The 14686-nt window shown below is 32.9% G+C and carries 15 protein-coding genes; 9 read left to right on the top strand and 6 right to left on the bottom strand.

The features are described 5' to 3' along the window. The first annotated feature begins 83 nt into the window (after positions 1-83). The 8 genes from ACZ0AH_RS05175 (at position 84) to ACZ0AH_RS05140 (ending at position 9027) form a co-directional block, all read left to right on the top strand. Entirely contained in the window at positions 84-2153 is a 2070-nt protein-coding gene (locus ACZ0AH_RS05175) for a CotH kinase family protein (protein ID WP_463474775.1), read from the top strand. 15 nt (positions 2154-2168) lie between these two features. After that, positions 2169-3128, top strand: coding sequence for an ion channel (locus ACZ0AH_RS05170; protein WP_463474774.1), 960 nt, complete (start codon positions 2169-2171; stop codon positions 3126-3128). A 75-nt stretch (positions 3129-3203) separates the two neighbouring features. Beyond that, positions 3204-4103 carry a MerR family transcriptional regulator gene (locus ACZ0AH_RS05165; protein WP_463474773.1) on the top strand — a complete coding sequence of 300 codons (900 nt, stop codon included), beginning with the start codon at positions 3204-3206 and terminating at the stop codon, positions 4101-4103. A 38-nt stretch (positions 4104-4141) separates the two neighbouring features. Then, on the top strand, positions 4142-5608 hold the full coding sequence (locus tag ACZ0AH_RS05160) for a phytoene desaturase family protein (RefSeq protein WP_463474772.1): 1467 nt from the start codon (positions 4142-4144) through the stop codon (positions 5606-5608). A gap of 3 nt (positions 5609-5611) precedes the next feature. Beyond that, positions 5612-6451: a phytoene/squalene synthase family protein gene (locus tag ACZ0AH_RS05155; RefSeq protein WP_463474771.1), complete on the top strand. Its 840-nt coding sequence runs from the start codon at positions 5612-5614 to the stop codon at positions 6449-6451. Positions 6452-6582: 131 nt separating this feature from the next. Beyond that, positions 6583-7023 (top strand): sterol desaturase family protein, encoded by a 441-nt coding sequence (locus ACZ0AH_RS05150; protein ID WP_463474770.1) that lies wholly within the window; start codon positions 6583-6585, stop codon positions 7021-7023. 138 nt (positions 7024-7161) lie between these two features. Next, positions 7162-7626 (top strand): SRPBCC family protein, encoded by a 465-nt coding sequence (locus ACZ0AH_RS05145; RefSeq protein ID WP_463474769.1) that lies wholly within the window; start codon positions 7162-7164, stop codon positions 7624-7626. 105 nt (positions 7627-7731) lie between these two features. After that, complete coding sequence (locus ACZ0AH_RS05140; protein WP_463478088.1) at positions 7732-9027, top strand: cryptochrome/photolyase family protein; 1296 nt, start codon at positions 7732-7734, stop codon at positions 9025-9027. Between the two features lie 65 nt (positions 9028-9092). Here the strand turns inward: ACZ0AH_RS05140 and ACZ0AH_RS05135 are convergent, their stop codons facing one another. Together ACZ0AH_RS05135 and ACZ0AH_RS05130 are read right to left on the bottom strand one after the other, a co-directional pair. Continuing rightward, entirely contained in the window at positions 9093-10397 is a 1305-nt protein-coding gene (locus tag ACZ0AH_RS05135; RefSeq protein WP_463474768.1) for an ABC1 kinase family protein, read from the bottom strand. Further along, on the bottom strand, positions 10394-11056 hold the full coding sequence (locus ACZ0AH_RS05130; RefSeq protein ID WP_463474767.1) for a TetR family transcriptional regulator C-terminal domain-containing protein: 663 nt from the start codon (positions 11054-11056) through the stop codon (positions 10394-10396). The genes ACZ0AH_RS05135 and ACZ0AH_RS05130 overlap by 4 nt, the downstream gene beginning before the upstream one ends. Before the next feature lie 96 nt (positions 11057-11152). On the opposite strand from ACZ0AH_RS05130, the gene ACZ0AH_RS05125 reads away from it, so the two are divergent. Then, positions 11153-12064 (top strand): TIGR01777 family oxidoreductase, encoded by a 912-nt coding sequence (locus ACZ0AH_RS05125; RefSeq protein ID WP_463474766.1) that lies wholly within the window; start codon positions 11153-11155, stop codon positions 12062-12064. Here the strand turns inward: ACZ0AH_RS05125 and ACZ0AH_RS05120 are convergent, their stop codons facing one another. The 4 genes from ACZ0AH_RS05120 to ACZ0AH_RS05105 all read right to left on the bottom strand — a co-directional run bounded on the left by ACZ0AH_RS05120 (position 12065) and on the right by ACZ0AH_RS05105 (position 14683). Next, positions 12065-12634: a YceI family protein gene (locus ACZ0AH_RS05120; protein WP_463474765.1), complete on the bottom strand. Its 570-nt coding sequence runs from the start codon at positions 12632-12634 to the stop codon at positions 12065-12067. A gap of 713 nt (positions 12635-13347) precedes the next feature. After that, positions 13348-13743: a VOC family protein gene (locus ACZ0AH_RS05115; protein ID WP_463474764.1), complete on the bottom strand. Its 396-nt coding sequence runs from the start codon at positions 13741-13743 to the stop codon at positions 13348-13350. Between the two features lie 20 nt (positions 13744-13763). Continuing rightward, positions 13764-14312 (bottom strand): acyl-CoA thioesterase, encoded by a 549-nt coding sequence (locus ACZ0AH_RS05110; protein ID WP_463474763.1) that lies wholly within the window; start codon positions 14310-14312, stop codon positions 13764-13766. A 5-nt stretch (positions 14313-14317) separates the two neighbouring features. Continuing rightward, complete coding sequence (locus ACZ0AH_RS05105) at positions 14318-14683, bottom strand: 6-phosphogluconate dehydrogenase (RefSeq protein ID WP_463474762.1); 366 nt, start codon at positions 14681-14683, stop codon at positions 14318-14320. Positions 14684-14686: the final 3 nt, after the last annotated feature.

Here is a 14686-nt window from a genome sequence, read left to right as displayed (position 1 = left end):
TTTTTAATCTGTTTTTCGCAAAAAAAATCCGCTTTTTTATAAGTATTATAGTTATGATTACATTTGTTAAAATTAATCTAACTATGATAAACCACTACTTTTCAAAAACTTACACATCAAATATCCTTTTAATTTTATTGGTGTTTTTTTTGTCAACCACTGTAAAATCACAAACTTTTACAGATAGTAATTTGCCAATCGTAATCATTAATACCGATATTAATCCTGCTACAAATTTGCCAGCTGAAATTCCGGATGATCCAAAAGTTTTAGCATCGATGAAAATCATTAAAAGACCTGACGGAACAAGAAATTATCTAACCGACAGTAATACAAATACCTATCTTGATTATAACGGACGTATTGGTATTGAACTTAGAGGATCAACTTCGCAATCTCTTCCAAAAAAGCCTTATGGTTTTACGACTTTAAAAGCAAATAATACAAGCAATAATAATGTCAGCCTGCTTGGAATGCCCGCAGAAAATGACTGGGTTTTAAATTCCTTAGCATTTGATCCGTCCTGCATTCGAGATTATATCTCTTATAATTTATCCCGACAAATTGGTGATTATGCCTCCCGAACTGTTTATTGCGAAGTGGTGATAAATGGCGCTTATCAGGGTTTGTATATTTTACAGGAAAAAATAAAATCAAATACCAGCAGGGTAAACGTTATAAAAATGGCTGATTCTGACAATACGCTTCCCAATATGAGTGGAGGGTATATTACCAAATCAGACAAAACAACCGGAGGAGATCCTGTTGCCTGGACGATGGCTTCATACGCTGGTTCTGTTGATTTTATTCATGAATTACCAAAACCTGAAAACATTACTGTTCAGCAAAATAATTATATCAAAGATCAGTTTTTAAGTCTCGAAACCACTTCAAACGCACATAATATTGATTTAGCAACCGGATATCCATCGATTATTGATGTTCCGTCGTTTGTTGATTATATGGTTTTGGCAGAGTTGGCTTCAAACGTCGACAGTTATCAATACAGCACTTATTTTCATAAAGACAAAGACGGAAAATTGCGCGCAGGCCCAATCTGGGATTTTAATTTATCGTATGGCAATGATTTATTTTCATGGGGTTATGATCGCAGTAAATATAATGTTTGGCAATTCTCAAACGGAGATAATGAAGGCGCTAAATTCTGGCGTGATTTATTTAATGACAGTACTTATAAATGCTATTTTTCGAAAAGATGGAACGAGCTAACGCAGTCAGGACAACCTTTAAATTACAATACTCTTTCTCAATTTATAGATCAAACTGCAGCTTATATCAGCGAAGCAAAAGTTAGGGAAAATCAAAAATGGGGAACAATTCCAAATGATGCACTTGAAATTAACAATCTAAAAACATTTTTATCCAATAGAATTAGTTGGATGACGACTCAATTAGGAAGTTATTCAGGTTGCAGCAATATTGAAATTCCATCGCTTGTCATTACAAAAATCAATTATAATCCAAGTGTTTCGGCAAGTTTTCCAACCAGTAATGATTTAGAATTTATCGAACTCACAAACACAGGAAATACAAATGCAAACCTAACCGGCGTTTATTTAAAAGAACTTGGACTTTCGTATCAATTTCCGGCCAATACAACGTTATTAGCCGGCCAAAGTTTATACATAACAAGCAACAAAACCAGTTTTGAAGCTAAATACGGCAAAACAGCTTTTGGGCAATTCTCTCGTAATCTTTCCAATACTTCACAAAAAATTGTTTTAGCAGACGGATTTGGAAACACGATCGATACTGTAGAATACTCCAATACAGCTCCTTGGCCGGCCGCAGATGGCAACGGAAATTATCTACAGCTTTCCAGCACAGACCTGGATAATGCTTTGGCGTCAAGCTGGATTGCAACATCAGATAATAATTTATCCATAGCTGAAAACAGTGAATTAAATAATCTAATTTTGTATCCAAATCCCGTTACAAATTCATTAACGATTCAGGCGGGTCAGCCTATTCTAAATTATAAAATGTATGATGTTTCAGGGCATTTACTGTATGAATCAAAACAAAATTCAAACACCGTGAAAACCGATTGGAGTTCATATCCAAAAGGAATTTATTTTATTTCTGTTTCAAATGAAAATGGAAAAAGCACCAAAAAAGTAATCAAACAATAACCTGACAAAAAATACATGTCGCTTTTAAGAAAAATAAACAATAATGCCCAAACCGACAAAAATTCCGGTTTTGGAACAAATGCCAGCAGTTACGGAGGTCGATTTGTAAACAAAAACGGAACGCCAAATATCGAAAAAACTGGTATGCATTTATTGCACCGCATTAGTTGGTACCATACCATGATCGAGATGCCAAACTGGAAATTCCTGTCTATTTTGTTTGGTTTTTATATTATCATCAATTTTATTTTTGCCATAATTTATTACGCTATTGGCATTCAGCATCTGGACGGAATTGCACAATCTCAAAGTGAGTTAATACAATTTGGTCAGGCTTATTTTTTTAGCGCGCAAACTTTTACAACTGTTGGTTACGGACACATTAGCCCAACCGGTTTTTTAACAAGCGCATTATCCGCAGCCGAAGCTTTAATTGGCTTACTGAGTTTTGCTATTGCAACAGGTTTATTTTTTGGAAGATTCAGCAAACCAACCGCTTTTTTAAAGTTTTCGCACAATGCATTAATTTCACCTTATGGAGCGCAAAAAGGTTTGATGATTCGTCTTGTTCCTTTTAAAAATACCAATTTTACAGATGCTACAGCCAAAATGACTTTAGGAATAAGCCTGGAAGAAGACGGGATAACAACAAATAAATTCTACAAATTAGAACTCGAACTCGATACCATAAATGCGCTTTCTTTAAGCTGGACATTAGTGCATCCTATAACCGAAAATAGCCCCTTATACAATTTTACCGAAGAAGACTTTAAAAAGATACATGGTGAAATTCTGGTTTTCATAACCACCTTTGATGATATGTTTAGCAACACAGTCGCAGCAAGAACATCATATACTTTTAATGAAATAATTTATGGTGCGAAATTCAGAACAATGTACAACAGAAGTAAAGATGGTTCTAAAACAATATTGCATCTGGATAAATTAAATCAGTATGATACTACAAACTTTTAATAATCTATCATTTTACTGAAGTTTTAAACGAAATTTCAGATTTTATTCTATTTTTGTTTGACCAAATTCAATAGAATGATAAACAATATTAAGACTGTTTTTAGTATAAAAGACCTTGAAAATTTATCTGGAATAAAAGCTCATACCATTCGAATATGGGAAAAGAGATATAACATTCTTGAGCCCATGCGTACTGATACGAATATCAGGCTTTATAATTTACAAAACCTACAGAAACTTTTAAACATAACATTATTACACGAATACGGTTATAAGATTTCTAAAATTGCTACTTATTCAGAAGAGAAAATTCCACAATTGGTTCGCGAAATTATCTCAAAAAAGAATTCACAAAACTTTGCCATTACTTCCTTTAAAATGGCCATGATGAATTTTGACCAGGAACAATTTTTCAACACTTTTGACTGGTTAATTTCTGAAAAATCATTCAAAGAAGTATTCAAGGAACATTTTCTTCCTTTATTGAAAGAATTGGGATTATTGTGGCAATCCGAAACCATAACTCCGGCAAATGAACATTTCATGAGCCATTTAATCAAGCAAAAAATATTAATATATACTGAAAGTCTTCAAATTCAGAAACCAACCAAAACAGATCGGATTTTTGTTCTTTCGTTACCCTTAAATGAAATTCATCAAATAGGTTTGTTATACCTGCAATATGAAATTTTATCAAAAGGATACAAAACCATTTATCTGGGCGAAAGCATGCCAATTGAAAACCTGCAGGATCTTACCAGACATTTCGAGAATATTACTTTCGTTTCGTTTATGACAATTCAGCCTGACCGCAGCGTTATAAATCAGTATGTCAAATCAATGGGACAAAAATTATTGCTGCAAAACAATGAAATCTGGCTTATGGGCAATATGGTTGAACACATCGACCAGAAAAATTTACCGGAAAGAATCCGCATTTTTGAATCTATGGAAGAAACAATTAATATGATATAATATTTTTTGTTTAAAGTTTTTGTATATTTGTTAAACAAATGACAAAAACAATCGCAATACTAGGATCAGGCTTTTCTGCTTTAGCCGCTTCATGTTACTTGTCCAGGCAAGGTAACAAAGTCACTATTTATGAAAAAAACGAAAGCATTGGCGGCCGTGCAAGACAATTTAAGTCAGACGGTTTTACGTTTGATATGGGACCAAGCTGGTATTGGATGCCAGATGTTTTTGAGCGTTTTTTTCAGGATTTCAATAAAAAACCATCAGATTATTATGAGCTTATAAAACTAAATCCGGCTTATCGGGTTTATTTTGGCGTTAATGATTTCATCAATATTTATGATAATCTGGAGGAAATAAAAACCACTTTTGAAAACATCGAAAAAGGAAGTGGCCAGAAATTAGAAGCTTTCATAAATCAGGCAAAAAGCAATTATGATATTGCGATTAAAGATTTAGTTTATCGTCCGGGAATTTCCCCGCTTGAATTAATTACGCCTGAAACGATTTTAAAATTAAATCAATTTTTTAGCACCGTAAGTACTGATATCCACAAGAAATTTAAAAATGAAAAGCTAATTCAGATCCTTGAATTTCCGGTTTTATTTTTAGGCGCAAAACCAACCAAAACACCTTCGTTTTATAATTTTATGAATTACGCCGATTTTGGACTAGGAACCTGGCATCCAAAAACCGGAATGTTTGACGTCGTTCGGGGAATGGAAAAACTGGCTTTGGAATTAGGCGTTACCATCAAAACCAATTCACCAATAGAAAAAATAATTGTCGAAAACGAAACGGCAACCGGAATCATTATCAACGGAGAATTTATTCAGGCAGATGTGGTTTTAAGCGGTGCTGATTATCATCATACCGAAACTTTACTGGAAAAACAACATCGCGTATATTCTGAGAAATATTGGGAAAGCCGGATTTTCGCCCCTTCTTCTCTCCTTTTTTTCGTGGGATTTAATAAAAAAATAGAAAATATTACGCATCACGCTTTATTTTTTGATGTCGATTTTAATCAGCATGCGATTGATATTTATGATAATCCAAAATGGCCGGAAGCGCCTTTGTTTTACGCCAATTTTCCATCAAAAACAGATAAAACCGCAGTTCCGGAAGGAATGGAAAGTGCTTTTTTTCTTATTCCGTTAGCGCCGGGAATTACTGATAATGAAACACTTCGAGAAGAATATTTCGAAAAAATTATAACGCGTTTTGAACATATTACACAACAAAAAATCAAAAATAACATTATATTTAAGAGATCTTTTTGCAAGAACGATTTTGTAACAGATTATAATGCATATAAAGGAAATGCATACGGGATGGCAAATACTTTATTGCAAACTGCATTTCTAAGGCCAAAACTAAAGAGTAAAAAAGTTCGTAATTTATATTTTACAGGACAATTAACGGTTCCTGGCCCAGGTGTTCCGCCTGCTTTAATATCAGGAAAATTAGTAGCTGAGTTAATTCAAAAATCTTTTAGATCTTAAAAAATGAAATCACTATTCGACGCCGTTTCTTTCAAATGCAGCAAGCTGGTTACCAAAAACTACAGCACTTCATTTTCATTAGCAGTCAAAATGCTGTCGCCAAGCATTCGCGATTCTATTTATAGTATTTATGGTTTTGTGCGTTTTGCGGATGAAATCGTTGATTCGTTTCATGATTATAACAAAGAAGAACTTATCAATGATTTCGAAAAAGAATATTATAAAGCAATGGAAATGAACATAAGTTTAAACCCAATTTTAAACTCATTTCAGCATACTGTAAAAGAATATAATATTACTGACGAATTAGTTCAGGCTTTTTTAAAAAGCATGAAACTTGACCTTATAAAATCAAATTACAACACACAAACCGAATATGAAGATTACATTTATGGTTCTGCAGATGTTGTGGGTTTAATGTGCCTCAAGGTTTTTGTAAAAGGAAACGATCAAAAATACGACCAATTGAAAGCTGAAGCAATGCGTTTGGGGTCGGCTTTTCAGAAAGTAAATTTTCTGAGAGATTTAAAAGATGATAATTTGGTTTTAAACCGAAATTATTTTCCGGGAGTTGATCTCAATACTTTTGATGAAAATGCAAAAACAGCCATTATAAATGAAATCGAAGAAGATTTTAGAATTGCTTATCAAGGAATCATAAAGCTCCCAATAGAAGCACAATTTGGTGTTTATACTGCTTATATTTACTATAAAAAACTGCTGAAAAAACTCAAAAATACACCTTATTACGAAATAGGAAATTCAAGAATCAGGGTTTCAAATTATACCAAGGCCGGGCTTTTAGCGCAATCTTTTGTAACTTACAAATTAAAACTTGTTTAGAATTTACCTATAACATAAAAGGCATAGCATATAGATAAAAGCCAAAATAAACACTCAAACAAACTTATTCGCACTTAAAATCTATGCCTTTATACTTTAAATGATAATTTAATACTTCAATAATTAACAAAATGATTTCTTTTTTAATCTTTTTAAGCGTTTTTCTCTTCATGGAATGTGTAACATGGCTAACCCATAAATACATCATGCACGGACTTATGTGGTATTTTCATGCAGATCATCACCAGCCTAAATACGAACATACTTTTGAGCGAAATGATATTTTCTTTGTCATTTTTGCGATTCCCAGTATCATTCTGTTTTATTTTGGCGTTCAGGGCGGGTTCAATTATTTGTTTTTCATTGGATGCGGCGTCACTTTTTACGGTCTGTGTTATTTTCTAATACATGATGTTTTGATTCATCAGCGCTTTAAATGGTTTAAAAACACCAAAAACAAATACCTCATTGGTTTACGAAAAGCACATAAAATACATCATAAACATTTGGGAAAAGAGCACGGAGAATGTTTCGGAATGTTATTCGTTCCCTTCAAATATTATAAAATGTAGCAAAATTTGTTATCCGCCGCGGCGGATTAGGCTTTCCGTTCCCGCTTTTTTTGTTCGGCAAAAGCCTCTCAAAAAAAGAGCTCACTTCAATCCCTAACGCAACAGCTCCTTCAAGAACAATCCGTAATAATTGATAGTATGAAAGTATATAAATTAGAAGCCGTACAACATATAAACGCCAGTATCGAAGAATGTTGGGACTTTTTTTCAAGCCCAAAAAACCTGCAAACCATAACGCTCGACAATATGAGTTTTGAGATCCAGGATTTTGATGGCAAACGCATGTATCCCGGACAAGTTATTACCTATACTTTAAAACCGCTTTTAGGAATCAAAATCAACTGGATGACCATTATCACAGTTTCTCAGGAAAATGAATATTTTGTAGACGAACAACGTTTCGGACCTTATGCATTATGGCATCACAAACACTTTTTTGAACCCACTGAAACCGGCACAAAAATGACTGACGTTGTGCATTATGCTTTACCATTTGGCTTCTTAGGCCAAATTGCAAATTATATAATGGTCAAAAACAAACTAAAAACCATTTTTGATTATCGCCGCAACAAAATCGAAGAATTATTCAATACAAGCATTTAAAAAGTTAGCCACGACTCGACCGAAGGGAATAGACGAAGTAATTCACGAATTAAAACATTACAAAAAAATTCGTGAATTCGTGGCGAAAAAACAGGACAGAATTTTATAATGAAACAAAAAGCAACCTTTTTCTGGTTTAGACGAGATTTACGATTAGAAGATAATATTGGATTATTCCATGCCCTTCAATCAGATTTTCCCGTGATTCCTTTATTTATATTTGATGAAGATATTTTGGAACATCTTCCCAAAAATGATGCACGTGTAAGCTTTATTTATGATTCACTTGAAAAAATAAATAACGAACTCCACACAATTGAATCCTCGATTTTAATCAAAAAAGGAAAAACTTTCGACGTTTGGAAATCACTTGTAGAAGAATTCGATATTCAACAAATCTTCTTTAATAAAGATTATGAACCTTACGCCATAAAACGTGATTTGGCAATTAGTTCTTTATTAAAAGAAAACAATGCTGAAGTTTTCTCATTCAAAGATCACGTGATATTTGAAGAAAAAGAAATCACAAAAGCTGACGGACTTCCGTACACGATTTATACACCGTATAAAAATAAATGGCTCGAGAAATACCATCTTTCAGGACAAGCTTCTGAATATGACACAAAACCTTTGTTCTCTAATTTTACTAAAAATCAATTTCCTTTTCCTGAATTATCTGAAATTGGTTTTGAAAGAAGTTTCATAAAAGTGCTTCCTCACAACTTAACACAAATTTCTAATTATAAAGAAACACGGGATTTTCCGGCTTTAGACAGTACTTCATATCTTTCGCCACATTTGCGTTTTGGTACAGTAAGTATTCGGAAATTAGTAAATTGGGCAAACAGAAAAAATCAAACTTTTTTAAGCGAATTGATTTGGAGAGAATTTTTTATCCAGATTCTGTTTAGTTTTCCTAATGTTGTGAATCACAATTTCAAATCGGCTTATGACGGAATCGAATGGCGCAATAACGAAGATGATTTTAAACGCTGGTGTTCCGGAACTACAGGTTACCCGATGGTAGATGCCGGAATGCGCCAATTGAATGAAACCGGTTATATGCACAATCGCGTTCGCATGGTGGTGGCGAGTTTTTTATGCAAACATTTACTCATTAACTGGCAATGGGGCGAAGCTTATTTTGCCGAAAAATTATTAGATTTTGAATTAGCGTCAAATGTTGGAAACTGGCAATGGGCAGCCGGAACTGGTTGTGATGCTGCACCTTATTTCAGGGTTTTTAATCCCGAAATTCAACAAAAGAAATTTGACGAAAAAGGAATCTACATCCGCAAATGGATTCCTGAATTTGATTTGGGTTATAACGAACCGATGGTCGAGCATGCTTTTGCAAGAGATCGCGCGATTGCGACTTATAAAAAAGGAATCTTAAAGTAGTTATTTTGTTTCAGGTTTCAAGTTTCAAGTTACGCAACCTGAAACTTGAAACCTGAAACAAAGAACTAGTATTTCAAATAATTCTCAACATTTATCTTCGCTTTTAAATCAAACATTAAATTATACAATCCAAAGAAAGTACGGTTCATATAAATAAAATGTTTTGAACCACGATTTCCGTTCATTTTTTTGAGATTTGTATCATTTGAGAAACGTTCGCCTAATTTGGCAATACTTTCAAAGAAAGTTTCATCGGCAAAATCGAAAGTTTCACCTTGAAAAGGTTTCGTAAAAAGCGATAACAAATCATGAAACATCTCGGTAAAATATTCAATTTCTGAAGCTGTATCATCGGGACGAAGAATTTCTAATTCGAATAATTTTTGATTAAAAAGTGCCTGATCTGTAATCACATTTTTATTGATTAACTCAAAATAAGGCACGTAAAATTCGTTTGGAATTTGTTTCATACATCCAAAATCCAGTGCAATCAAATGGTTTTGATCGTCTACCAGAAAGTTTCCCGGATGCGGATCTGCGTGTACTTTTCGCAAAACATGAATCTGGTACATATAGAAATCCCAAAGTGCCTGACCAATTTTATCGCCCACTTCGCGATCTGTATTTTTTGCTGTAAATTCGGAAAGGTGAATTCCGGTCATCCAATCCATTGTGATAATTTTCTCTGATGAAAACTCAGGATAATAACCCGGAAAAAGAATATTCTCGATTTTACTGCAAGCTTCAACAACTTCCTGACTTTGTTTTAATTCCAATAAATAATTGGTTTCTTCGATTAGTTTGTCTTCAACTTCTTTAAAATATTTATCAGAATCTTTTCCCTGAAGATTAAACATACGAATCGCAATAGGTTTTACTAAAGCCAAATCTGACGAAATACTATTGGCAACACCAGGATATTGAATTTTAACGGCTAGTTTTTTTCCATTTTTCGTTGCTAAATGAACCTGACCAATACTTGCCGCATTGACAGAATTAGCATTGAATTCATCAAAAATTTCATAAGGAGTTTTTCCGAAATTAGTTTTGAACGTTTTTAAAACCAAAGGAGCAGAAAGCGGCGGAACAGAGAATTGCGATAACGAGAATTTCTCCACATATGCCTGTGGCAGAAAGTTTTTATCCATACTCAGCATTTGCGCAACTTTTAATGCGCTTCCTTTCAGGCTTTTTAATCCGTCGTAAATATCTTCGGCATTATTTTCATTGAGTTTATCACGCGTCAAATCAGAATTTACCATTTTCTCAGCATAATGCTTTATATAGTTTACGCCTACTTTTGCACCGGTTTGTACCAATTTGCTGGCTCTTTCTATTTTTGACGTTGGGATATAATCTATTGTTTTCATTGTTTGCTGTATATTTTTTCTTTGAATAGAAATTTTCCAAAATCTATCAAATGATTTATAGGTGCAACATTCATTAATTCAAATGAAGCGTTAACCGATTTTTCGATAAAAATATCTGTTTTTTCAAACGCCGGCGAAGCATCGTCCATCCAGAATTTTATCGTCATCATTAATTGTAACCAGGCAGTTTCCTGAATGGTTTTTTCCTGAAATTTTTGAAGTTTTTCCTGTTCAAGTCTGTAATCGTCTGTTAAGATTTCAGAAACATATTCTTTAAATCCCTCACGAAGTGACGTTAATTGTACTAAATTTTTAAGCGGATTTCTGTCGAGTTTTAACGACTGCAAAACATAACTTCTGTTTGCGGTCAGAATTTCGAAGAATGTAAAATAAAAACTGAGCATTTTGTTTTTCATATCGTATTCGAGATAATCTCCATTTTTATGCAATAAGTCAATTGTATTAACAAAAAACAATCTGAAAATCTCTTTTTCTAAACCTTCCAATGTTCCAAAAAAAGTATAAAATTCAGCTTCAGTAAAATCATTTTCTTTTGCAAAATGATAAACAGATTTTGGTTTCTGTCCTTTTTCTAAAACTTCATCCATATATTTTGAAACGATTTCATCTCTTGTGATATTCTTTTTTTTAGCAGCCATTTCATTAAATTTAGAATTTTGTTAAAGATAATCAATGTTTAAGTATCTTTACTTATGCCTCAACAGAAGGTAATGTTAAATATATTATAAACTATCATGGCTAAAAATATCTTACTTACCGGAGGCACTGGTTTTATTGGCAAACATCTGACAAACGTCTTAATTGCCAATGGTTTTTCCGTATCTGTTTTAACCCGCTCTGACAGAAAAAACACACTCTTGATTAAGTACTACAAATGGAATTTAGATCAAAATTTTATTGAAGAAGAAGCCATTTTAAAAGCAGATTATATTATTCATTTAGCCGGCGAGGGAATAGTCGAAAAAAGATGGAGTAACAGACGCAAAAAATTAATTTTAGAAAGTCGTGTAAAACCGATTGATCTTATATTTTCAATTTTAAAAAACAACAATAAAAAGTTGGACGCTTTTATTTCAGCTTCGGCAGTTGGAATTTATGGCGCTGTAAACAGCAATAAAATTTGCAATGAAATGACATCGCCCGCAAAGGATTTTTTAGGCATAACGTGTCAGGAATGGGAAAACGCCGTTGATAAAATTGGAGCGCTGGGAATAAGAACTGTAAATGTGAGAACCGGAATTGTTTTAGGCAATGACGGAGGTTTCCTGAAAAAAATAATTCCGAGTTTTAAATCGGGTTTTGGCGCCGTTTTAGGAACAGGAAAACAATATATCCCCTGGATTCATGTCGAAGATTTATCTCAAATTTATTTAAAAGCAGTTACAGACGAACAATTACAAGGTCCATATAACGCAACTATTTCAGATAATACTACAAACTTAACATTATCAAAAACGCTTGCTAAATTATACGGATACAAAATCTGGCTTCCTAAAATACCTGCTTTTCTCCTTAAGATTGCTTTGGGCGAAATGAGTGTTGCTGTTCTAACTGGACAAAGGGTTTCATCGGCAAAAATTCAGAAGGCCGGTTTTGAGTTTCAATTTACAGATTTAGAAAAGGCAATTATAAATTGTCTGAACTAATTATTTTAAAGTCAGATAGTTTAATTCGTTACTTCTTATTACACCAATTAATTCTGTATTGGCAGTTTTTGAAATTTTATCCGCAATTCGGGTTGGAATCTCAATATCAAAATCAGCTATAGAAATCGGAAAATCAGATATAATCTGGATTCCGTCACCCATTTTTTTGATCAGGGCATTTACAATAACTTCTCTTGATTTTCCGTGCATTACTAATTTTCCTTTTATTTGATATTGCTTTTCAATTTCATTTATATCTTTTAAATCAAATTTTTCAATTTTTCCTTTAAAAACAGCTTTAGGATATCGATTGCTTTCGAGATAATTTTCATTAAAATGTTCCTGCATCATATCAAGTTTAAAACGAAAATCTTTGATGACAACAGTACAAATAAAAGTACTGGCTTTTGGCTCCAAAATAATGGCAACCTGTCTGTTTACGGCTTTTATTTCTTCGAAAAATGGTACCGAAGCTTCGAAATTTATTGTTCCTGAATTGGTATAAAATTTATCCTGAGCAATAACGGAATAAGCGCTAAAGAGTAAAATAAATAAGGTAATTTTTTTCATAATCGTTACTATTTAAACAATTATGTCAATCGATTTTTTTATTTTAAGAAGAGAAAAAACTGGACTTACTAATTTTAAAAAAGTCGAATGGCAATACTCCGTGAAACATTCTTATAGGAATTAGTCCTATATTTTAAAGTTACGAAAATTTCTGGCTTTAAGTCTCTGATATTATGCTAAATATTTGTGAAATGTTTTCTTTTGTTGTGAAATCTTTATTGTGAAATGTGAAATGAGTAAAAGATATTTGTGAAGAATTATATATGTTGTCCCTACGGGACAATTGGAGCGGATGTATTTTTTTTCTACCAACATGTAATCTCTACGAGATATTTCTATGAGAATTAATATGGGAAGAAAAAGCATTGCGTAAAATCAAAAATTCCTAACGTGTAATCTCTATGAGATATCCGTTAGGAATTAAATATTGGCAGAAAATAATCCCGCAAAAATTAAAATCTCAAATTAAAATCTTTATGAGATATTCGTAGCAATAAATATTGACAGAAAATAATCCCGCAAAATTAAAATCTCAAATTAAAATCTTTATGAGATATTCGTAGGAATAAATATTGGCAGAAAATAATCCCGCAAAATTAAAATATTATAATCCCTATGAGATATTCTTAGGAATTAAATATTGGTACAAAAAATATCTATTGTCAAAAATGTCCCTTAGGGACACTACATAATATTTATTCAAATATTAAATCTTACCCTTCAACTTCTGTACAAATCTCTATTAAAAATCCGTCCAAATCTCTCACATAGGCAACGATTTGTCCCCATGGTTTTTGCTTTGGTTCTGAAACTAATATTGCTCCAAACGAAGTTGCTTTTTGCACTAATTCTTCAACTTTATCGGTTATAAAACCCAATTCAATTGCAAAAGGCTTATCTTCTAAAGTACTTTCTATAAAACCTTCTTTTAAATTTTGATTTGCTAAGTTTTTTGATGCAAATGAAATCGTAGTATCTCCTGTATTCAATTCGCCATACTCATTTTCTGGTGCAATAAATTTTCTCGCGAATCCAAATACGTTTTCGTAGAACACAATCGATTTTTCGACATCTTCTACATACAAAATTGTGTATCCAAATTTTACCATTTCTTATCTAATTTATTATTTTAACTAATTTCTAAAAGTACATTGTATTTATCTAAACTCGCCAAATCTTCAATAGAATTTACATTGGTTATTTTGGCATGTTCTTCAACTTCTTTTTTAGATTCAATTTGTTTGATGCATTTTCTAAAACGGCGTACTTCATCTAAACTGGATAAAATAAGTCCCGGAACGGCAACACTTTTTCCTTCTTTATCTTTTGCAACCATTGTAAAATAAGACGAATTACAATGTTTTACGGCTCCGGTCTGAATATTTTCTGCTTCAACACGAATACCTACAATCATAGAACTTCTGCCCACATAATTTACAGAAGCTTTCATGGTTACCAATTCGCCAACTTCAATTGGTTTTAAAAAATTTACCGTATCAACCGAAGCGGTTACGCAATAATTCCCGGAAAATTTTGATGCAGAAGCAAAAGCAATCTGATCTAATAATTGTAAAATATATCCTCCGTGAATCTTACCGCTAAAATTAGTGTGCGACGGTAACATTAATTCTGAAATACTAATTTTTGATGAAGAAACGGGTTTAAAATCTGCAGTCATATTGTTTATTTATATTTAAATGGGGAAGTTTCTTTTCGAACAGCCGTGATAAAATAATGAGAATCTCCCCACCAGCTAAAAGTTCTGTATCGTTCTATATAAGTCAATTTTACATATTGGCCTTCTAAATTATTCAATTGATCTATTACATCTTTATCGCTGTCTAAAACCGAAAACCTAAATATCTGCGATCCGGAAACGCCTTGGCTTATCTCGCCTTCCCAGGTTTTCATCACGACACCTTTATGGCTCATCCTGATTAATTCGCCGGAACGATATCCTTCGCTATACGGAACGTAATAAATAAAAGCGAAATACGCTGAAACAATCAATACACAAATTGCCGGAATAATTATAAAAATTCTTTTCATACG

This window comes from Flavobacterium sp. AC105 (assembly GCF_979258495.1).
Note: the sequence above shows the minus strand (reverse complement) of the source record. Positions and strands in the feature narration are given on the sequence as shown.

Excerpts from the sequence above, each read along its gene's own strand:
- ACZ0AH_RS05160 (WP_463474772.1), top strand. The coding sequence starts at position 4,142 with ATGACAAAAACAATCGCAATACTAGGATCAGGCTTTTCTGCTTTAGCC.
- ACZ0AH_RS05170 (WP_463474774.1), top strand. The coding sequence starts at position 2,169 with ATGTCGCTTTTAAGAAAAATAAACAATAATGCCCAAACCGACAAAAAT.
- ACZ0AH_RS05175 (WP_463474775.1), top strand. The coding sequence starts at position 84 with ATGATAAACCACTACTTTTCAAAAACTTACACATCAAATATCCTTTTA.
- ACZ0AH_RS05105 (WP_463474762.1), bottom strand. The coding sequence starts at position 14,683 with ATGAAAAGAATTTTTATAATTATTCCGGCAATTTGTGTATTGATTGTT.
- ACZ0AH_RS05135 (WP_463474768.1), bottom strand. The coding sequence starts at position 10,397 with ATGAAAACAATAGATTATATCCCAACGTCAAAAATAGAAAGAGCCAGC.
- ACZ0AH_RS05130 (WP_463474767.1), bottom strand. The coding sequence starts at position 11,056 with ATGGCTGCTAAAAAAAAGAATATCACAAGAGATGAAATCGTTTCAAAA.
- ACZ0AH_RS05120 (WP_463474765.1), bottom strand. The coding sequence starts at position 12,634 with ATGAAAAAAATTACCTTATTTATTTTACTCTTTAGCGCTTATTCCGTT.
- ACZ0AH_RS05110 (WP_463474763.1), bottom strand. The coding sequence starts at position 14,312 with ATGACTGCAGATTTTAAACCCGTTTCTTCATCAAAAATTAGTATTTCA.
- ACZ0AH_RS05115 (WP_463474764.1), bottom strand. The coding sequence starts at position 13,743 with ATGGTAAAATTTGGATACACAATTTTGTATGTAGAAGATGTCGAAAAA.
- ACZ0AH_RS05125 (WP_463474766.1), top strand. The coding sequence starts at position 11,153 with ATGGCTAAAAATATCTTACTTACCGGAGGCACTGGTTTTATTGGCAAA.
- ACZ0AH_RS05165 (WP_463474773.1), top strand. The coding sequence starts at position 3,204 with ATGATAAACAATATTAAGACTGTTTTTAGTATAAAAGACCTTGAAAAT.
- ACZ0AH_RS05150 (WP_463474770.1), top strand. The coding sequence starts at position 6,583 with ATGATTTCTTTTTTAATCTTTTTAAGCGTTTTTCTCTTCATGGAATGT.
- ACZ0AH_RS05145 (WP_463474769.1), top strand. The coding sequence starts at position 7,162 with ATGAAAGTATATAAATTAGAAGCCGTACAACATATAAACGCCAGTATC.
- ACZ0AH_RS05155 (WP_463474771.1), top strand. The coding sequence starts at position 5,612 with ATGAAATCACTATTCGACGCCGTTTCTTTCAAATGCAGCAAGCTGGTT.